The organism is Pseudomonas sp. P9_2 (assembly GCF_034008255.1).
GTDB classification, from domain to species: domain Bacteria; phylum Pseudomonadota; class Gammaproteobacteria; order Pseudomonadales; family Pseudomonadaceae; genus Aquipseudomonas; species Aquipseudomonas synxantha_A.
The window spans coordinates 2,546,261-2,566,482 of sequence record NZ_CP125376.1; the positions used below are offsets into that span (position 1 = coordinate 2,546,261).

Genomic DNA, 20,222 nt, shown 5'->3' on the forward strand with positions numbered 1-20,222 from the left:
GGGCTACTTAAGTCGGACTGAAAAAAGACCCAAGGGGGGCAGGTCGAAAAAATAAAACCCGCGCCTCGAAAGACGCGGGCGGGTCGAGCTTAAGCCTGGGTAGCGTATTTCGCCAGACGGGCATCGCTTTTCAGTACAGCAATGGTGTTGTTGTGCACGTCGTCAGCGGTCACGTCAGCCTTGCTGAAGATCTGCTGGAAGTGCTCGTGGGTCACGGCCGCGAAGTGATCGCGATCTTCCGGGGCAACACCCAGTACCACGGCATAGGTGGTCAGTGCTTCGCCGTTGCCTTTGGCCATGTCTTCGGACAGCTCGTTCATCATGCCATTCATGGCAATCCAGGACTTGCCGCCGTAGGTCAGGGCGCTGTTGGTGCTGCAACCGTTGGTGCCCGAGGTCATGCCGAAGGTGGCGTTACCCGAGGTGCCGTTGGTGGTGGAAGCGAGGAAGTGAGCCGGAGTACCGCGCTGGCCTTCGAACAACATGTTGCCCCAACCGCAGTTCGGGCCACCTGGTGCTTCTGCCATTGCATTGAGGGAGACGACGGTGAAGAGAGTACCAAGAAGGATCCGTTTCATAGCTTTGTTCTCTTTGTGTGCAAACCAATGGACAAGGGTTCAGGTGCTTCTCAGCACCCTAGGGGCCAGTTATTAGTCCAACCCGCGCAGTTTGGAGTTTAGGCACGTTCCTAGGGTTCCGTGTTTTTTTATAAACATTCAATCGCTGGCGATTTTTTTGTAGGGCGCGTGCGGTGGCTATGCTTTCCCGAAAGCGCGCCTTGCCAGAGCGCTCAACCCGGAGCCAGAATGCCCCCATCTGCCCCGCCTGATGTAAGGAAGCCCGATGCCTGATCCTGTTGCTGCCAGCTTGCGTCTAGCGCCCGAAGCGCTGACTCGCCCTTTCTCCGCTGAACAGTTCAGCTTCTCGACCACCAATGATTTGGAGCCCTTTCGCGGTGTGCTTGGCCAGGAACGTGCGGTTGAAGCCTTGCAGTTCGGCGTGGCCATGCCACGCCCCGGTTACAACGTGTTTGTGATGGGCGAGCCCGGCACCGGCCGCTTTTCGTTCGTCAAACGCTACCTCAAAGCCGAAGGCAAACGCCTGCAGACCCCGGCGGACTGGGTCTATGTGAATAATTTCGATGAGCCACGCGAGCCCCGCGCCCTGGAATTGCCGGGGGGCGGCGCCGCGGCGTTTATCGCCGATATCAACGGGTTGGTCGACAACCTGGTGGCCACCTTTCCGGCAGTGTTTGAACACCCCACTTATCAACAGCGCAAAAGCGCCATCGACCGGGCCTTCAACCAGCGCTACGACAAGGCGCTGGATGTGATCGAACGACTGGCCCTGGAAAAAGACGTGGCGCTGTACCGCGACAGCTCCAACATCGCCTTTACGCCGATGCTCGACGGCAAGGCGCTGGACGAAGCCGAGTTTTCGCAACTGCCGGAAGCCGATCGCGAGCGTTTCCACAACGATATTTCCGCGTTGGAAGAGCGCCTCAACGAAGAGTTGGCCAGCCTGCCGCAGTGGAAGCGCGAGTCCAACAACCAGCTGCGCCAGTTCAACGAAGAAACCATCACCCTGGCCCTGCAGCCGTTGCTGGCACCGTTGTCGGAAAAGTATGCAGAAAACGCCGGCGTGTGCGGCTACCTGCAAGCGATGCAGGTATACCTGCTTAAAACCGTGGTCGAGCAACTGGTGGACGACGCCAAGACCGACGCCCAGGCGCGCAAGCTGCTTGAAGAGCAGTACTGCCCGAGCCTGGTGGTGGGTCACCCGGTCAACGGTGGTGCGCCAGTGGTGTTTGAACCGCACCCGACCTACGACAACCTGTTCGGCCGTATCGAATACAGCACCGACCAGGGCGCGCTTTACACCACCTATCGCCAGCTGCGTCCGGGCGCCTTGCACCGCGCCAATGGCGGCTTTCTGATTCTGGAAGCCGAAAAAATGCTCAGCGAGCCGTTTGTATGGGATGCCCTCAAGCGTTCCCTGCAATCGCGTAAGCTGAAGATGGAGTCGCCCCTGGGCGAACTGGGCCGCCTGGCCACCGTGACCCTCAACCCGCAGATGATCCCCTTGCAGGTGAAGGTGATCATCATCGGCTCGCGCCAGTTGTATTACGCGCTGCAAGACGCCGATCCGGACTTCCAGGAAATGTTCCGGGTGCTGGTGGACTTCGACGAAGACATCCCGATGGTCGACGAGAGCCTGGAGCAGTTCGCCCAGTTGCTCAAAACCCGCACGTCGGAAGAAGGCATGGCGCCGCTGACCTCGGATGCGGTCGCGCGCCTGGCGACTTACAGCGCACGCCTGGCGGAACATCAGGGCCGCTTGTCGGCGCGTATTGGCGACCTGTTCCAGTTGGTCAGCGAGGCGGACTTCATTCGCCACCTGGCCGGCGACGAAATGACCGATGCCGGGCATATCGAGCGCGCCCTCAAGGCCAAGGCCACGCGTACAGGCCGCGTGTCGGCGCGGATTCTCGACGACATGCTCGCCGGAGTCATCCTGATCGACACCGCGGGTGCGGCCGTGGGCAAGTGCAACGGCCTGACGGTGCTGGAGGTCGGCGACTCGGCATTCGGCGTACCGGCGCGGATTTCCGCCACGGTGTACCCGGGCGGCAGCGGCATTGTCGACATCGAGCGTGAAGTCAACCTCGGCCAGCCGATTCACTCCAAGGGCGTGATGATCCTCACTGGTTACCTGGGCAGCCGTTATGCCCAGGAATTCCCGCTGGCGATCTCCGCGAGTATCGCCCTGGAGCAGTCCTACGGTTATGTGGACGGCGACAGTGCGTCCCTGGGCGAGGCGTGCACCTTGATTTCGGCCTTGTCGAAGACGCCACTCAAGCAGTGCTTTGCCATCACCGGCTCGATCAACCAGTTTGGTGAAGTGCAGGCGGTGGGCGGGGTCAACGAGAAGATCGAAGGCTTCTTCCGCCTCTGCGAAGCACGCGGGCTGACCGGTGAGCAAGGGGCGATCATCCCTCAGGCCAACGTTGCCACGTTGATGCTCGACGAGAAGGTGCTGCAGGCCGTGCGCGCCGAGCAATTCCACATCTATGCGGTACGCCAGGCCGATGAGGCGTTGAGCCTGTTGGTGGGCGAGGATGCCGGTGAGCCGGACGCCGAGGGGCAATTTCCGGAAGGCACCGTGAATGCGCGGGTGGTGGAGCGTTTGCGCGCGATTGCCGAGATGATCAGCGAGGAAGATCTGAAGGAGGCGGAGAAAGAGCTGGCGCAGCAGGCGTTGGCAGAAGCCAAGCCAAGCTGATTGCTGTCATCACTCGGTTAAGGTGGGAGCTGGCTTGCCTGCGATAGCGGTGTATCAGCCAACTGGGAGGTTGGCTATGAGTCCGTCATCGCAGGCAAGCCAGCTCCCACAGTGGTCCGTGATGTCTTTAGGGACGTTTAGCGTGCCACAAAATTGACTCCATTCTCGGGGACCAACGCCCGTTGGTCCCTACAACCTTGGTTTGTGGTGTTTTTCTTCTATTCTCAGAGTCAGGGATATCCACAGGAGTCGCAGGATAGAAACAGCCTCGCCTTGCGCTGGGGCTGAACACCGATCTACCGAGGGGCGCCGCCATGTCGCGCAACCTTTGCCTTACCCGCCAGTGCCTGGGCCTGGTCACCCGTATCGAATGCTCCATTCGCCCCCTCGCCGGGGATAACGGCATGTGGACGCTATTGTTTGCCGCCGGAATGTCGGGCGAGCAGCCTTCCACCATCAAATCCCAGGGCCCGTTCCATGGGCCCTTCGTGGCCGAAAGAATGCTGGGCACCATCGTTGATAGCCTGACCTTGCATGGCTACGAGCAAATGGACGAGCCGCAGATCTGGTGCCTGCACCTGCAAGCCCATCTGCGCCAACTCAATGGCGGCCAGGAGCAGTTGGCCCTTTAGCGCCGGCTATTTGCTCTCTGGTTTGTCCAGCTTGACCTCGAAGCCGTACTGCACGGTGCTCAGGTCGGTGCGCTGGTAACTCTCCAGCGTAGTCGGCTGGCCGTAGAAGTAATGCACGTCGAACAGCGCGGTGCCGTACTCCTCGGCGCGGTGGCTGACATTGAGGATTTCCTTGAGGTAATTGCCGCTGGCGTCCTTGGCGTAGAAGCGCCAGCTGTCGGAGGGGAAGTCCTTTTGATCGACGATCAGCGCGTTGTCCTTGAGCGACAGGCCCTTGGGCAGCTTGGCGACATCAATCACGGCTTTCTCGATAGTCGCCAGGAACAGCGGTACCGAGCCCACCACAAACGCCGGGGTTTCCGGGAACAGGTTGAGGTCGTAAGTCAGTGTGCCGTTTACTGCGTTCAGCTCGAAAGCCTCGGTTGGCAGCTCGATGGGCTCGCCGCGCTCGCCCTTGTCGTCGGCGGTGAAGAAGGTGATAGGCGCATCACTGTTGTTACGCTCGGCGCCGACCAGGTCGTCGTTAAAGGTGAAAGGGTGGTCAAACACGATTTTCGCGGCGCTGGCGTCTTCGGTCGATTGGCTGATGGTCACGCTGCTTTTGAGTTGGTCCTCGGTCATCGAGGCATCTTTGAGCCAGCTGGCGGCGCCGTCGTCATACACCGTGACCGGCATCGGCAGGGCCTGCACCGTGGTTTGCAGACTGTTCCTGTCGAAGCGTAATACCGGCAGATCCAGGTCTTTGTGGGTAACCGTGGCCTGGGAGAAATCCAGCACATTGACCTGCAGGTTGTCGATCAGCCCGTTGAAATACACCTTGGCGTAATGGCTGGTTTGCTTGTGTTCGAAGGCTTTTTGCTCATCGGTGAGCTGTTTCTCGAAGGCGTCTGACCAGGCGTTCTGCTTGTGCATTTCAGCCAGTTGCTTCTCGTAGAACGCCACTTGCGCGGCACTTTCGTTGATTGAGCCCGAACGGGTCAGAAATTGCCCGGTAGTGTCCCGCGCCTGCACCAGCAAAGGGTTCGGTGATTCGTCGCCCACGTCTGCGGCCAGGGGGGCGCTGTTGGTCAGTTCGATCTCGGCGTAATTCTTTTCCAGCAACAGCAGATTGAGGGTGATGTTGCCCTCGGTGCGTTTATGGCCCACGTCCTTTTTGCTCAGGTCGAAGGTCAGCACTTTGCCCGGCGTGATCACTTCAACCGCGCCCTTGAGGCTGACGGGCTGCGGCTGGCTTTTGTTTTCCGTCTCGATGCCTTCGATAAACGGGTAGGTCACCGTCAGGTCGTCGGGGTTGGTGAGGTTGGAGCTGCTGGGGCTCAATTGGATGCCCGGGTCGGTTTCCGACCATTCCGGCTGAAAGGGAATGACTTTGTTGTTGCTCAGGGTTACCGACTGCCATTCCAGGCCATGGGGGAAGGGGAACTGGTCAGGGGCGTTGAAATTGAACGGGAAGACCGGCTGCAAATCCGTCAGATAGTCCGAATGAGAGCTTTTGCGCAGCACGAACAGGCCGTTGATATAGGTATCCACCAGGGCCTGGGGCGTGGGGTAGTGCTTGAGCAAGGCCAGGGTGTCTTCGCCGTACTCGGCCTCGATGGGCTTGGTGGCGAGCTTGAGGCGCGCCCGTTCCAGCAACAGCAGCGAGCCGCCCAGATCCGCGATGGCATCGCGCAGCTTGGGGTCCTGGATGGTGTCCAGGGACTGTTCGAACTTCGCGGTTTTCTCTTCGAGGGTCGCCTGCTTCTGCTCTTCTTTGGGGGAGCAGCCGCTGGCCATCAGCAACGCCGCACACAGGCCGAGAGTGGCCAAAGGGGATCGCACATCCATCATCTGAGTTTTCCTGTCCGACATCATCGAGCCGAGTTAATGGCCTCGACACTAGCAGAAAAATTCTCTTACAGATGCCACTTGGGTCAGTTTTCTCGCGGTGACAGGGGCCGGGTGGCGGCTGGTATACTCGGCGCCATTTTTAGCCAAGCTGTGTGAGATTCAATGGAACGCTTTATCGAAAACACGATGTACGCCTCGCGTTGGCTGCTGGCGCCGATCTACCTAGGGCTGTCCCTGGGCTTGCTGATCCTGGCGCTGAAGTTCTTCCAGGAAATCATTCACGTGATTCCCAACATCTTCACCATGTTGGAAGCGGAAGTGATCCTGTTGCTGCTGTCGTTGATCGACATGGCCCTGGTTGGCGGCTTGCTGGTGATGGTGATGATTTCCGGCTACGAGAACTTCGTCTCGCAGCTGGATATCGATGAAAACAAGGAAAAGCTCAACTGGCTGGGCACCATGGACTCTTCGTCGCTGAAGATGAAAGTGGCGGCCTCCATCGTGGCGATTTCCTCCATCCACCTGCTGCGTATCTTCATGGACGCCAAGAACGTCGATCCACAGCACCTGATGTGGTACGTGATCATCCACATGACGTTCGTGGTCTCGGCGTTCGCCATGGGCTACCTGGACAAGCTCACCAAGCACTGATGCCCCGCGCCGGCCTTACTGCTCGACGAAGTAGTAAGGCTGGCGGTTGATCGCCATTTGCTTGATCACCGTGACCTTCTCGTTGAGTCGGTCGGTGTGGTCCGTCAGCGCAACGTTGCCGGGCTTGGCGGTGAGGAAGGCGCGCAACTCGGCTTCGGTCTTGAGGATCGGCAGGTAGGCTTGCAGGTAGAACACGCTGGCGCCGGCGATTCGTTCGTTGGGCTGGAACATCGCCACCGTTCGGCCTTCGTCTTGCAGGGTCTGGACCTGGCTGATCACCGGCACGAAGGAGTGGCGCACATCGGCTTTTGGTGCAAACCAGAACGCTGCGCTCAGGTAGCAGGCGATGGCCAGGGTGAAAACCCCGCCGATGATCTGGCGGTGGTAGCGGTACAGCGCCGGCTTGCGGTCTTTGGCCCACTCCAACAGCACCCGCGCATATTCGGCGGCCAGTACCGCCGCGGCTGGCGTCAGCGCCATCAAATACACCGTGCGTTTGCTGGAAGCCAGGGTCAGCAGGGTGAACTGCGCCACCAGCCACACGCTGAAAAACAGGCGATAACGGTTGCGCACCAGGCTTTTGCGGAAATGCCACAGGCCCAGGTACACCAGGATATTCCAGGGCAGGAAGGCCTCGGGCAGTTTCGCGAGGTAATAGTAGAAAGGTTCGTAATGCCCTGCTTCGACAAACGATCCGCTGAAGCGCCCGACGCTATTGGTCCACAACACCTCGCCCACCGCCTGCATCCCACCGCGCTGAAACAGAAACCCCAGCCAGATCAGCAACGGCACCAAGGCCAGCAGCGTGAACAGCGCCGGCTTGAGCCAGTCGCCGATGCGCAGGCGTTTATCCATCAGACTGGTACTGAGCAGGTACACAAAGATCACGATCCCCGGCAGCGCCAGGCCCAACACCCCCTTGCTCAGCGTGGCGATGACCATGCCAGCGGTGAACAACGCCCACGCCCACACACTGGAGCCATCGCGCTCGGGCCGCACAGCCTGGTAAAACGCCAGTAAGGCCGTGGTTACGCCGAGGCAGAGCAACGAATCCTCACCCACCCCGCGCACATTGCCCCAGTAACTGGCCATGGTCGCCAGAATCAGTGCGGCACTGAACGCCAGCGTCTGCGGCCGCCCGAAGCGACGCAGCATCCCGTACAACAGCATCACGCTGAACAACCCGGCAAACGCCGACGCCAGGCGCACCGCCCCGGTGCTGGCGCCAAACAGGCGAATCGCACCGGCATCCAGCCACAGACTCAGGGGTGGTTTTTCCAGGAAGGGCTCGCGAAACAGGCGCGGCACCACCCAGTCATTGTCCAGATGCATCGCCATAGCGATCCCGGACACCCGAGCCTCGGTGGAGCCTTGCAGCTCGTGGTTGCCAAGGGCGAAGAAGAACAACAGACCAGCAAGCAGGAGCAGCAGGGGAGCGGGGCGCGTCATGGAATCTGGCTACCGGGGCATGAGACCGATCGGGCGACCGGTCATGGGTAGTCAGGGAGTATACGAGCGCGATTCTTAACCTTTGGTGAACGGCCGTGGGGTTTTTCTCGGGCGCGTCAGGGCATTTTCAAGCTGGGCACTGCTGCTTTGCCTTGTGCGGTCAGCACCGGCTCCAACTGCTCCCAGGTAAAGCTCAAGTCGTTGTCGCAACCGTCACCATTGGCCGGTGTCGAGAGTTGCAGGCCCTGGGTGTTGAAGCTGAGGTGAAAGTTGGAGTAATCGGTGATCGCGGGGCAGCCCTCGTCGGTGGTGGTTTGCTTGGCCAGCCAGGTGCTGAAGGCGGCCGGCAGCTTCAAGTGACCGGAATAGGCGTCATACCATTGCTGATGGCCGCCGATCCAGGTCCAGGGGTCAACCGATTCACCGGTTTGCAGGTTCCAGGAGTGCAGGCCCCAACTGATGCCCATGGCGCCTTGGCCTGCGGCCCAGCGGTAGAACCGCACGGTGAGAAATTGCGATGACCAATAGGCGGGCTCAACCTCGATCTCACTGGTATAGGCTGAGCCGTTTCGACCCAGGTATTCACGCCGCTCATAAAAATAGTCGGTTAGATCTTCGTCATTGACGGCCAGAGCGGCGAGTTGCTGGTTGATCTTCTGCACCGCCGGGCTGTCACCCTCCAGCTTGAGCGTGACGCGGGGGCCTTGGGTCTTGAGCTGGTAGAGATGGTTGTGGAAAGTCTTCTTCTCGGTCTTGATCGGCAGCGGCGCGGCTTCCATGGGCGCGTTATAGGCATCGCTGCCACAGCCGTCCGTGCCAATGCGGCGCAGGGCCAGTGGCAGCGGCGTACCGCCATCGGTTTTGCTCCAGGCACCCGAAAGGGTATCGCCCTGAGGTTTTTGCAGGGCCCAGAAACCGGTGTTTCCTTCTTCCACCCAAGGCGCGTTGTCGTTGGCCTGGGTCAGTTGAATCGGGGTACGGATGCGCTGGTAGTAATAACTGCCATGCTCCCCGTCGGCGCCGTTGAAACACACGGTGATAGCGGACTTGCCCAAAGTACCCTGCCAAACCCCGGCCAGCTCGGCAGCGGTGGCGAATGAAGGGATGAAGGCGAGGGCGATGACGGCGAAAGGCTTGAACACGGGTATCTGACTTCCGGTTGTCTGATAAAGGCCGTCAGGGTAATGGGAAGTGTGAGGGGATGCCAGTGGGCGAGATGCGGTGAGGCAGCTCGCCCGTTTTCGTGTTTTAGGGTTGTGGCGGATGGGTATTGAATGGCTGGGTGTTCAAGACCCGTTCTACCAGTAACTCACCCAGAACGATCAATTGCTGAGCGGCCAGCAGCTTGTGACGGTGCGCGCCTTCAAGTTCGAAAGCCAGGTCGGTGGTCATGGCGTTGAGAGAGGCGAGGGTTTCGCTGGCTTGGATTAGCAGGGTTTCGGGGTGGATGTCGTCGGCGAGGATGAAGAGGGTGGTTGGGGGATTGGGGGTGATTTTTTTCATGATGAAGCTCCCACACTGTTTAAGGAGCTGCCTCCCCCCTGCTGTCAAACAGGAATAGGTGGCAGCTGTACGCGGGTTGACAGACCGGAAGTGTAGGAACCCGGCGCACCCGAAGATGCCCCACGCACAGCCGCCATGAACGGAGCGGAATGCGTAAGCATGCCGCCTTATCACGGGGTGTGAAAGGTTACACTTTTCGGCCTGTCAAAGCCGGTCGCTGATCATCAGCGACGTAAAGAAGTTAGCGTTGTGAGGTGGCTTGCGCCAGTTCACCAACAGCGCGGCAACTTGCGGGAAAATTCCGAAGCTCGGCCCTGTTGGCGTCCCCCGTCGTCAGGCTCTGTTAAAAGCTCCAGTCCTCAGCCCGAACCAACTGGCAGAACGGCCCGTTGAGCGTGGCATTGTGATGAGCCACGATAGCCTCGGCTTTCATCAAGGGCGTATGAGAACAGGTATGACCGTCGGCGATAAGCACCGCATCGAAGCCAAGATCACGCGCGGCACGGCAGGTGCTGTCGACGCAGTATTGCGTTTTCATCCCTGTGACCACCACGCCTGTAGCGCCGCAAGCGCGCAAACTGTCAGCCAGTTCGGTCATCGCAAAAGCACTGGGCCGGCGTTTTTCGAACACCACTTCCCCACCCAGCAACTTCAGTTCCTCTGCAACCAGCGTAAGCGGGCTGCCCGATTCGATTGGCGAGCCAGCGGGGCCGATGTGGCGAGCGAGAAAAATCGGCGCACCTGCGCTGCGGGCCTTGTCCATCAAGGTATTGAGGGTTTCCAACAGTTCGTCGCAGCGCCAGGGTTTCTCCGGGCCGTGGATGAGTCCGACTTGGATATCGAGTATCAACAGGGCGTACATAGGTGCATCTCCTTGCGTGTGAACCAGCGACACAAGGCATAAAAAAGGCCCTGTCCATCGCTGGCGGGCCTTTGAAGTGTTCGTTGGTTATTGGCTCACGACACCTCGTACGCTCCGCTTGATGCGGTCGTGGTGGTGGTTGTTGAGGTGAGGCAATAGGTAGTCATGGGGCGACACTAGCATCGTGGTTGATGGAATGCCAAGTACAAAAAAGACGTCCTTGGGCGTCTTTTTTATTGATGCCAGGGGAAGCTGAAAAGCTTTCTCAGCTTATTAATTTATATGAAGAATAAGAATCTTAAAAAGTTGGGCTGGAATATTTTGTAAGAAGTTTCCTCATTTTTGGTAGGCTTTTGCCATCAGTCGAGAGGAAATGGAATGCCCGCAGTCATCGTTGAAAACGACACATCGCAGTGGCAAGACGAAACCGGCGCTGTCTATCACTTCCCCAAGCGGTACCAAGCCTGGCTTGCTGAAGGAACCGAAGTGATCTATTACAAAGGACGCATCAAGGACAAAACCTTTGCTTCTATCCGCCTCAGCGCCGATCCGCATTATTTTGGTATGGCACGCATCGGCAAGGTCTACGCAGACCGGAAGAGTGATAAGGGGGACCTTTTTGCTTTGATCGAAAACTTCACTCCGTTTGAAGGCGCTATCCCCTCGAAAATTAACGGAATGTACCTAGAGACGATCCCCGCTACTCGCGTGAACAACTATTGGCGTGACGGGGTTCGGTCCATTTCCCAACTGGATTACGATGCAATCCTAAGTCATGCGAAGCTCCTGTCTTCCCAGGCTGACCAGGGCACACCAAATATCCAAGGCGATCCATTGACCTTTGAATCGGCCAATGAAGGCAGCAAATCAAGTTACTTTGGAACCCGTTACGAACGTCGGAAAGATCTGAGGGTGAAGGCCATTGCTATCCACGGGCTCGCCTGCAAGGCATGTGGCTTTGATTTCGAACAGGCGTACGGCGAGCACGCGAAGGGGTTCATTCACGTTCACCATATAGTGCCGATTTCGGACTTTGGTGGTGAGAAAGCCGTGAATCCTGAGACTGACCTCGTTACGTTGTGCGCCAACTGTCACGCCGTGGTCCATCGCAAGAGGGATATGACGCTGAGCGTTGATGAGCTGAAAGGCATGTTGCGCGGGCGATGGGTAATCGAGCCTTAGTTTTCTACTGTGTTCAGCCAACGGTTTTTTGTGAGGCTGAACCCTGGGTAGTGACATTCTACCGGCGGGCCCATTAGCCGTTACTGTACCCGGCAAGTCGGCTCTCAAGGTATTACGCGGTCTCCTGATCGGTACAGTATAGGTAGCAGCCTTTCATTCCACTGGAAAATGGGACTGGAGGAAGGAGATGGATTTATTTTTCCCCGTGTTTACTGGACTTCAGGCACAAAAAAAGACGTCAAAAGACGTCTTTTTTCGTTCGTTTGGTGGGCCGGGGTAATTTGAATCTGATTAATAACCCTATGATTTATAGATATATTTCTATTTTGTAGACAGCACTTGGAATGCATTTTGGAATACATCTGGTCTAGTGACTAACAGATGGACGACACTCAATCCCATCCTTTAACGCTTTCTTAACTGCGCATAGGAAGCAAGGACCACGAAGAAAATGCGGTAGGCTCCGCATCGTAGTCATTCGAGGAGGACGCCCGACGTGCGGAAAGATCTGATTGGTTTGCAGTGGCTGAGTGTAGATCAAGCACTGCTTTGGTTAAAGGATGAGGCCGGCGTTCAGCTTTCGGACAAGGACTTGCTGGCGCAATGCGATGCTGGCCGGTGCGCTGCATATCTGAACGTTGATGGTTTGAAGGGCGAGTGTGCTGAAGGCCTCATAGATGAGCTGGGTCAGCGGTTCTTTACTGTCTATGGCGTCGGTAAAGGTCAGATCATCAATCCGAGAGGGATAATAGAGGCGGCTGGCAATGGCGAGATAGCAATTGAAATCTCGGGTGAGGTGCGCCAAATCGACCGCGCCGAGGCAGAGGCTTACCATAGCGTCGACTGGGCTACCACATTTTCTCCTGCCAATTGCCATTTGCTTTTCAAGACTTCGGACATTGAAGAACTGGTTCAATCGTTCGCGGGCGGCGTTGTAACACCAGCCGATGTGAAGCCTTCCCAATACCTGACAATAGCCGCTCTTCTTGATTTGGTGCTCAAGCCGGGACGTCCTGTCTACGATCAGGCGGATGTCATCGCAGAGATACTTGATCGTTATCCTGCCACTCGTGGGCTGAGTGAAAGCAACCTTCAGAAGATATTTGCCGATTCCAACACGGCAGCGTTGGACGCAAAAATGCGGTAACCGACAATTTCAATTTCAATTGCAACTGTTGCAGTTGCAGTTGAAATGACTTCCATGGCGCTGGCGGATTGAATGGCCCCACCAGTCCACAACGCACCACAAGGTGCCAAGGAAGTCCACGATGCAACCATCATTGATCAACAATCCCAACCCAGCTAGCTCCGGCTACGCGGGACGCCGGATTTTACGTTTACCTGAAGTGCTGCTCAGGACCGGATTCAAGCGGGCCCACATCTACAATCTCATCAATCAAGGCCGATTCCCTCAGTCGGTTCAGCTAGGCGCTAGGGCCGTTGGATGGGATTCCGTGGCCGTGGATAGATGGGTTGAGGAGCGCCTCGCTGGTGAGCCCGGCTTTCACTCTCCAGCGGCAGGTGCATTCTAATGGCGACTTACGCCTATTCTCTCATCGGAAAAAATCCCAACAATAATTACTGCCAAGTATGTGATGTCGGTGAGCCCGATCAAGCATTCGTGGAAAAGGGGTCGTACGGGTCAGTCCCGGTTCTCAAGAGACCGAAATTTTTAGAGGCTTTGAAGGTTCTTCGAAAAGGGGACACCTTTACAATCTCCTCGTTAAGTGTCTTGAGCATTGACCCGGAGCCGAGACCGAGCGAAATGTTGGCGACCTTGCGGACGCTACAAGCAACAGGCGCCTATGTTGTCTTCGTCCAGGAAGGGTGGGCACTCTCCAGTAGCCTAGGAAAGCAGTTTCTCGTAACGCTTCGAGCTTTGGCGCAGCTTGAGAATACGGTTCGGCGTATCCGGCTGTGAGCTTGCCTCAGCGCTATGCTCTCTTTGTGGTCCAAGACTCGCTCGGACCACAAAGTGCTGGCTCAGAGAGCGTACTTTTTGAGCCGGAAAATATGCGCTGTTTCATCAGCACAAATACTAGTCTCAAAGACGGCTCAAATGTGTTGATTTAATCTGAGCTACTCGATATATTCTGAGCCATACTTTTGAGCTATCGAGTGAGCGCCCTGATGACAGTCTTAGCCTACGTCCGAGTCAGTACTGACGATCAAAGCACTGACGCACAGCGCCATTCGATTGCTGTGCTTCATAACGTCGAACACTGGTTTGCAGATGAAGCCACTTCCGGGGGAACGAAAGCCTTGGAACGTCCCGGGTTTACAGACCTCTTCAAGTTTGCTCGCAAGGGCGACACCTTGGTCGTGTCCGCAATCGACCGCTTGGGGCGGGACACTATCGATGTGCTTGTGACCGTTCAGGCATTAGAGGCAAAGGGAGTAACGGTTTTATCAATGCGAGAAGGCTTCGACCTATCGTCTCCAGTCGGTAAAGCGATGCTTGCAATGCTGGCTGCTGTAGCGGAACTGGAGAGAAACAACATCAAAACTCGACAGATGGCCGGAATTGCTCGTGCTCGGGCAACTGGGCAGAAGCTTGGTGCTCCTAAAAAGATTGATGACGCCGCTGTGAGTGATTGGCGTAGAGCGCGCAAGGCAACCATCCAGGAGACGGCACACCATTTCGGGATTTCAATTGCCGCAGTCAAGCGAGCTTGTGCCAGCAATGCCATTAGCACCGTAGAGGGGGAGTGACCATGTCAGGTAAACAGAAAACCCCAGATCAAGCCGCGCAGGCAGTGATACTCAGGGAAGCAGGTTGGACTATCTCGGCCATTGCCGGTCAATTGGAAATCAGCATCAGCACCGCCCAACGGTTGTTGAAAAAGCACGGCGCAGTATCAGGCGCCAGCACCCAGGCACTGATAGAAAGAGCCAGAGAGGGAATGCTGGACATGGCTTTCTCGTTGGAGAGCGTTCAGCAGAAAGCGGCCTCACTTGTTCTCGACGATCTGGCGCTGAGTGAGAAGATCCGGACAAAGCTCGCGTCTGCTCTAGATGTTCTCGATGTGAGCAATCCAATAGTCTTCCGATCTCTAGCTGCAAGCGCAACGACACTGAAGTTGACGCAGGACGTCGCTCGCCGGGCGTTGCCTCTGGATAAGCTGGATCAGTCGCTTGAAAGAGAGGAGCTTCCAGTGCTCCAGATTCACATTATGAATGAGCATGATGTGGCCGAGATGCGAGCGCAGCAGCGCCGAGAAGATGCGGAGATTAACGGCGACAGTGAAGGTGTCGACGATGCTGTTGAGACGCTCAACTGGTTGGCAGAGAGACGATCAGCTCAAGCCCAGCAGTTAGACAATGACATCGTCAGCGAGGAGTGATCACACCTTGACCGGAGGTTGACCGGGCAAAGTGTCAAACCCTTAGAACCATAGACAAGTGCCGAACCCCCTGGCGACATCCAGGGAACCACGAAAATGAAAATCTGCCCTGGATCTAATTCCGGCAATGAGACAGCCATGACCATCAAACATCAGAGCCCATTCAAGGAGGGGGAGGTTTTACAGATTCAGAAGCGCCTGCTCGATAGCGCACGTATCCGCCATGCTGAAAACATGGTGAAGAGGGAAGCTTATAGAGCACTTTTCGGAGATGAATGGTTTGAGGGCGAAACGGTTGATACAGATTTAAGCGATGACCAGTTATCAGCGGACCTGAATGCGCTACTCGACGAGTGTCCGATGGAGAGGTCAGCGATAAAGCCCGATGAGCCTGGAAAGTGTCCGGCTATTGAACCGGGGCGCTTTGCTGGCGCACCTTCATATCGTGTTGCTACGTCAGCTACGGCTCGTCAGGAGCCGGGACAGGCGATTCACCCTCTCGATGAGCAGCGCATCCCGCGTCCTGCGATTCTTGCCGAACTTAGAGTAAATGCAAAAAGCGGCCGCTCAAATCGCCATGGACAGGCCCTCTCAACTCCGGGCAGGGCAGGGCTTATAGCTGGTTTCAGCTTGAGTCACGCGGCGCACGTTGTAGCTATTAACAAACTACACCCAGACGTTGACCGTGATCAGCTAGAGGCGCTCCTCAAAATAGACGCCTTTATCCAAAAGGTGGTGCGTGATTATCAGGGAGCAGGAGAGCTGCCAGATTGGGAAAAATTTGTCAGTCCAGAAATCAAACAGTTTTTCCGTATCTTCCACCTGTGCGGGAAGCCTGACTCAAAAACCCTCACCATCCGTCTCGATCACAAAACGGCTGAGGCTGCATTGGTCGCTCCACGTGGGCCAGCTAACTACCTAGCTGCGATCATCAAGCGAACTTTGGCAAAGCTGGGGATTGAGACTGATCTGGCTTTCACTCTTGAATTCAATCACACCGGTCGCGCAGAAAATCACCCTGCGCACATCCATGGCACGATATGCATCCCGGACGATAGAGTCGATGAGGTGACCGAGGCGCTCAGGAGTGCGCTGGCGGAAGCTTACAGGCAGCGGTACAAGAACCTTGCAGTTCATATGGAACAGCCTCGGAGCGCCCGTGCATGGGCTGCGTACTGCATCAAAGAGTACGACAACACTGCTAGCAAACTGACGGATGATCGTGGACGAAAAACCCGTCCGGAATACTCCACTCGAGAGCTGACGCAGGACGCGAAGGCTTTCTACCGAACTGTTAGCGCTTGGCTCGGCGAGTAGTTGCCATCGGGAGGTACTTCAGTCAACGCGGTGTATCAGACTGGGATTCATGCTTGAAACACAGACGCCTACAGTACCGGACGCAGGCATTGCGAAACATTTTTCAGTGCTTCTCCGACGACAGGAGCAAACAGGTTACTCTCGGCTGGGGGTGATATCGACCGGCTGCGGGGAAGATGTGATGTCGAGCCGGGCGGTGACTCAGGTGTTGAAGGGCCTAGGCCACACGGCATGACCAAGCCGGTAGGGAGGCCGAAACCCTATTCAGTTTACAAAGCCGAGTGGATAGGAACCTAAACAATGGCGCTTAGCCATCCTAAAATGGTAGCTTCATTCGCTCCCCCTCCGTTAAAAGGATTTTTGGAATGCTTCAGAGTGGATACATAAACTTCTTCAATGCTAACAAATGCGGGCTATATCGTCATTTTAGTGAAACCGCAAGCGGTCTAGATCTCGTCGACACTTTCTCTAGACTTCGCAGTTGGAAGGATGGCCGTAATTTCGAAGCAACAAACCCATGGGACCCCGCTAAAAATAGAAACAAGACGCCTTGTTATTGTCATGCGATACACCATGACAACGAAACCGGCGATTACATGCTCGTACTCTGGAAAGGTGATTCAGACAAGCACGGTCCATTATATGGGATAACCGTCAATCCTGATGGAACCATTGAGCAAGCAGTAGAGCAAACGAAAACTAAAGGAAAAAAGCAAATGATATGGGGGCGTCCGTGTTATTACTGGGTAGTGCCAGAACTAAACATTGTCGCGTCGATTAAGTTTGATAACTCCAGAACGGATTCCGCAATGTTCCAAGAGTGGGTTACTGGCTGTATGAACTTCAGAGTTCCAGTGCCTGAGTATCGAGTAAGCTCGACGGAGAAAGGGTTTACTAGATTTGAAATGATGGACGAGGCCGACAAATTTAAGTACTACTTTCAATTTGATCTATCCATGAAATCGCTCGCGACCTCCTCAGCAGAGATGCAAAATCTGGCGAGGAGAGTAACGCAGATTGTCAGGCGCGAAACGGTCTCAATTAAAGAGGTCGACAAGCGAAAGGGCTTTGCAAAATTATTTAAGAACTTTGAAGTGCCATATATATCCGCAGAGGATAATTCACTTCGTCAAGTGGAGTTGCGCGTTGAGGCGAAGCCCACCGTCAAAGAAATCGAAACTATAATTGAAACCTATGCTGCGGACCACGATAGTAAAGCTTGGGAGGATGTAGGCTTCGTTTTGGATAAATCAAAATCCATTGTCTGGGCGAGCAACTATCGACTTACAGAGCATATATCGATAGAAGATCACGGCAAACCTGTCTTTAAGGCAGATCACATCTATGCTAATATAAAAGCCAATCGCGACCGTTATTTAGGTCCTCTCAGAAAAGACTTAATCAAGAAGCAGGCATTAGCCAATGGTTAAATTGACGATCATGGCCATTACCTCTGCCTTAATTGGCAGTTTGATATTTATTAATCATGCAGTTTTCTCATATGCAGACTTCAAGGATTACTGCAACACATTGCTATCTGTATCAGGCATGGTTTTTACTATCATGGGTATTTGGATTGCATTTGTATATCCTAATGCCATCAAGCGACTCCAAGATCCAGAAAAAATCAAGATCGCAGATTTTACGGCTACAATGCAAGATACTCGCCGATTGGAAAGCATTGTAGGAAGCATAATGCAGTCCGGTTCTGTGGCAATGTGCATCATGCTAATATACTTAATTAAGTTGGTAGCTTCAGGGTTGCCTATCTACCTAGAGTATCGTGATGTAATTAAATCAAGCGGTGCAGGATTGGTCATCTTCCTCACATTTGTACAGTGTTCGGCGGTAGTTAGTGTTATCTATGCTAATTACCTTTTCATAGACGATCTGCATAACCGTCGGGAAGCACAAGAACGCAACGCCGACGTTAAGTAATAATAATGAAAAAATGCCATTGCTATGGCAGCTCATGCGCTACAAGACCCTGGTCTACGAAGGCTGGATATGGGTTTGAAGCCACCAGTTACAAAAAGGCACTAAGCGGTCGCCGCAAGTGCTTTTTTTGTGCCTAATAGGTTTAAATTTGCTCCGCAAAATTTTTTAGTGAATGTCTTCGACGCTGTGAGAAGCCTGGAGAACACCTCATGTGCATGGAATCGATGGCTGAGTGATGAGCATTGAAGCTACCCAACCTCATCTATGGCCCCGTCGGGAGCTGCCTTCATGAGCAGAGCATCGCAATTGTGGGCTGGAGCTGATGAAGAATCCGTAATAGTCTTAACAGACGATTCGACTGGGTCTCTGACGCTTAGATATCGGCATCGTGCTGCATGGAGGGATGGTGCGAGGTGCGATGCGTGGTTCTGTAGAGGCGCACGGCAACACAAAATAGAGGATGTTTGATGTCAGAATGGATTACAGATAGTCAAGACGAGCAGACGTTTGAGGGGCTATTACGCGACGCCGACCAAATTCATGTTCCCATTTTTCAGCGCAGCTATGTCTGGAAACAAAAACAGCTGGATGAGCTATTGACTGATATCAATCAAGTGCGATCAGAAGTCGAGGAATCCCAGTTTCTAGGCGCAATTGTGGCGTACGAGAAACCACGAATTGGCAATACGGTTGGACGGATGCGCGCACTAGAAATTGTCGACGGCCAGCAGCGAATTCTGACGCTATATATCTTTGTAATGGCTATCGTCGAATGTTTTGCGGCTATTGATAAAGAAGAAGCTGTCGAAGTTGTCAGAGAGTACCTTTTGCTGACGCCTCGTCGCGGGCTGGAAATCAATACACGTATTGTTCCGGCTTTTGCCGATCGCAGCCAGTTTAGAGTAGTGTGGGATAGGATTAATAGTCCTGAAATCTTACAGCACGAACTCGAAGATCTAAGCCCCCACCTTCCTCCGCCCAGTGGTAACTCTGATGGCGAGCTGGTTAATCAGTACTCCCGAATCATAAAGCACCTCAAGCGGGAAATGCCTCGAGACCCAGTCGAGCAGTTTGCGTATTTGCGCCAAATTGTAAGTGTAGTAACTCAACATTTAACTTTTGTGCATTTGAAACTTAATGACGCCTCGGCTGCGACGAAAATCTTTGAAAGATTAAATTTTAGAGGTGTCAAGGTAGGTATCGTTGATCTAGTTAGGAATGAGATTTTTTCAAGCCTTGCAGATAATCCAATTGAAACTCAAAAGGTTTTTGATCATGTTTGGAGGCCTTTTGAAAGCACATTTGAGGGGCGCTCGGAGTCTTTTTTCTTTCCTTACTGCCTAATTCTAGATAGCAATACGAAAAAGTCAGAGTTGTTTGTTCAGCTAAGGGCGTCATGGAAAAGCCTCACTCCTCAGAGAATGATTGAACATATGTTGCCTTATCAGCTTCCTTTCATGGCGATTGATAAGTCTGGTTACTATCCGAAAAGCGCGCCAATCTCCGTCAGACTCGATCGGCTAATACGTATGAAGCGACCCGCTTCGATTTACCCGTACGTGATGTCTATGCTGAAATCACACTCGGACTCGACAGTAACAGAAGCAGCGGTGATCGATTTATTTGATGCGCTCGAGTCATTCCTGGTTCGACGGGCAATTGTTGGGTTTGAACCGACTGGTTTGCATGCTCTTTTTAAAGGGCTTTGGTCCCAGATGAAGGAAACTACAGTCGCAGAGTTTAAGCGGCAAGTAGGAAGCCGGCCAACCATTCAGTGGCCAAGTGATGCAGAAGTTAAAAGTGCCATCTCGAAGCGAGCATTAGCGAAGGCAAATATCTGTTCCTATTTGCTTGTGGAGTTTGATAAGAGCTTGAAAGGCGATAATCCGGCGTTGCCTTCCACTATCGAGCATGTCCTCCCTCAGACCTACGATGATAAATCTGCTTGGGCGACGCTTTTTAGTAAAGAACAGCACAAGCAGATGAAGGACCTATTGGCAAACGTCATACCGCTATCCTCGCCGCTTAACTCTTCTCTTCAAGACTCACCTTATGAAGTTAAGAAGGTGCGGTACAGAAAAGAATCAATGTTTACTACTCCTCGCCACTTAGCCGATCAGTGGTCCGAGTGGGAGCCTAACTCCATAGAGCAACGCTCAAGTGAGTTGGCCGACTGGGTTGTCAAACGTTGGCAACATTCTTTATAGAGTAAAGGGTTAGGACCTATAGTTT

19 protein-coding genes are annotated in these 20,222 nt (G+C 54.6%); 13 read left to right on the forward strand and 6 right to left on the reverse strand.

From position 1 onward, the window contains the following. Positions 1-89 precede the first annotated feature (89 nt). Positions 90-578: a DUF3015 domain-containing protein gene (locus QMK52_RS11365; RefSeq protein WP_003194274.1), complete on the reverse strand. Its 489-nt coding sequence runs from the start codon at positions 576-578 to the stop codon at positions 90-92. A gap of 265 nt (positions 579-843) precedes the next feature. Here QMK52_RS11365 and QMK52_RS11370 point away from each other — a divergent pair, with 265 nt between their 5' ends. Both QMK52_RS11370 and QMK52_RS11375 read left to right on the forward strand, forming a co-directional pair. After that, positions 844-3,282: a Lon protease family protein gene (locus tag QMK52_RS11370; protein ID WP_005791588.1), complete on the forward strand. Its 2,439-nt coding sequence runs from the start codon at positions 844-846 to the stop codon at positions 3,280-3,282. Positions 3,283-3,596: 314 nt separating this feature from the next. Next, complete coding sequence (locus QMK52_RS11375) at positions 3,597-3,914, forward strand: hypothetical protein (RefSeq protein ID WP_005791586.1); 318 nt, start codon at positions 3,597-3,599, stop codon at positions 3,912-3,914. Between the two features lie 6 nt (positions 3,915-3,920). Here the strand turns inward: QMK52_RS11375 and QMK52_RS11380 are convergent, their stop codons facing one another. Next, the gene (locus tag QMK52_RS11380) at positions 3,921-5,744 is read right to left on the reverse strand and encodes a hypothetical protein (RefSeq protein ID WP_320404094.1); all 1,824 of its coding nucleotides are present in this window, start codon (positions 5,742-5,744) and stop codon (positions 3,921-3,923) included. A 162-nt stretch (positions 5,745-5,906) separates the two neighbouring features. On the opposite strand from QMK52_RS11380, the gene QMK52_RS11385 reads away from it, so the two are divergent. Next, positions 5,907-6,395, forward strand: coding sequence for a TIGR00645 family protein (locus QMK52_RS11385; RefSeq protein ID WP_005791582.1), 489 nt, complete (start codon positions 5,907-5,909; stop codon positions 6,393-6,395). A gap of 15 nt (positions 6,396-6,410) precedes the next feature. Here QMK52_RS11385 and QMK52_RS11390 read toward each other — a convergent pair whose 3' ends face one another. The 4 genes from QMK52_RS11390 to QMK52_RS11405 all read right to left on the reverse strand — a co-directional run bounded on the left by QMK52_RS11390 (position 6,411) and on the right by QMK52_RS11405 (position 10,209). Beyond that, positions 6,411-7,844: an ArnT family glycosyltransferase gene (locus QMK52_RS11390; RefSeq protein ID WP_320404095.1), complete on the reverse strand. Its 1,434-nt coding sequence runs from the start codon at positions 7,842-7,844 to the stop codon at positions 6,411-6,413. Between the two features lie 116 nt (positions 7,845-7,960). Then, positions 7,961-8,986: a hypothetical protein gene (locus QMK52_RS11395; protein ID WP_320404096.1), complete on the reverse strand. Its 1,026-nt coding sequence runs from the start codon at positions 8,984-8,986 to the stop codon at positions 7,961-7,963. A gap of 106 nt (positions 8,987-9,092) precedes the next feature. After that, positions 9,093-9,347 carry a DUF6124 family protein gene (locus QMK52_RS11400; RefSeq protein ID WP_320404097.1) on the reverse strand — a complete coding sequence of 85 codons (255 nt, stop codon included), beginning with the start codon at positions 9,345-9,347 and terminating at the stop codon, positions 9,093-9,095. 343 nt (positions 9,348-9,690) lie between these two features. Further along, the gene (locus QMK52_RS11405) at positions 9,691-10,209 is read right to left on the reverse strand and encodes a cysteine hydrolase family protein (protein ID WP_320404098.1); all 519 of its coding nucleotides are present in this window, start codon (positions 10,207-10,209) and stop codon (positions 9,691-9,693) included. 378 nt (positions 10,210-10,587) lie between these two features. On the opposite strand from QMK52_RS11405, the gene QMK52_RS11410 reads away from it, so the two are divergent. From QMK52_RS11410 to QMK52_RS11450, 10 genes are all read left to right on the forward strand, one after another. Then, positions 10,588-11,391, forward strand: a complete 804-nt coding sequence (locus QMK52_RS11410) for an HNH endonuclease (protein WP_320404099.1) — start codon at positions 10,588-10,590, stop codon at positions 11,389-11,391. A 496-nt stretch (positions 11,392-11,887) separates the two neighbouring features. Further along, entirely contained in the window at positions 11,888-12,538 is a 651-nt protein-coding gene (locus QMK52_RS11415; protein WP_320404100.1) for a hypothetical protein, read from the forward strand. A gap of 121 nt (positions 12,539-12,659) precedes the next feature. Further along, positions 12,660-12,923 (forward strand): AlpA family transcriptional regulator, encoded by a 264-nt coding sequence (locus QMK52_RS11420; RefSeq protein WP_320404101.1) that lies wholly within the window; start codon positions 12,660-12,662, stop codon positions 12,921-12,923. After that, a complete protein-coding gene (locus QMK52_RS27355) occupies positions 12,923-13,312 on the forward strand; it encodes a recombinase family protein (protein ID WP_413817837.1) in 390 nt (129 codons plus the stop codon). Before QMK52_RS11420 ends, QMK52_RS27355 begins: the two co-directional genes overlap by 1 nt. Positions 13,313-13,521: 209 nt before the next feature. Then, entirely contained in the window at positions 13,522-14,103 is a 582-nt protein-coding gene (locus QMK52_RS11425) for a recombinase family protein (RefSeq protein WP_200659165.1), read from the forward strand. 2 nt (positions 14,104-14,105) lie between these two features. After that, complete coding sequence (locus tag QMK52_RS11430) at positions 14,106-14,735, forward strand: helix-turn-helix domain-containing protein (protein WP_200659163.1); 630 nt, start codon at positions 14,106-14,108, stop codon at positions 14,733-14,735. A gap of 96 nt (positions 14,736-14,831) precedes the next feature. Beyond that, positions 14,832-16,052 carry a hypothetical protein gene (locus tag QMK52_RS11435; RefSeq protein ID WP_320404102.1) on the forward strand — a complete coding sequence of 407 codons (1,221 nt, stop codon included), beginning with the start codon at positions 14,832-14,834 and terminating at the stop codon, positions 16,050-16,052. A 365-nt stretch (positions 16,053-16,417) separates the two neighbouring features. Beyond that, complete coding sequence (locus tag QMK52_RS11440) at positions 16,418-17,482, forward strand: hypothetical protein (RefSeq protein ID WP_320404103.1); 1,065 nt, start codon at positions 16,418-16,420, stop codon at positions 17,480-17,482. Between the two features lie 10 nt (positions 17,483-17,492). Then, complete coding sequence (locus QMK52_RS11445) at positions 17,493-17,990, forward strand: hypothetical protein (protein ID WP_320404104.1); 498 nt, start codon at positions 17,493-17,495, stop codon at positions 17,988-17,990. Positions 17,991-18,457: 467 nt separating this feature from the next. Next, positions 18,458-20,197, forward strand: coding sequence for a DUF262 domain-containing protein (locus tag QMK52_RS11450; RefSeq protein ID WP_320404105.1), 1,740 nt, complete (start codon positions 18,458-18,460; stop codon positions 20,195-20,197). Positions 20,198-20,222: the final 25 nt, after the last annotated feature.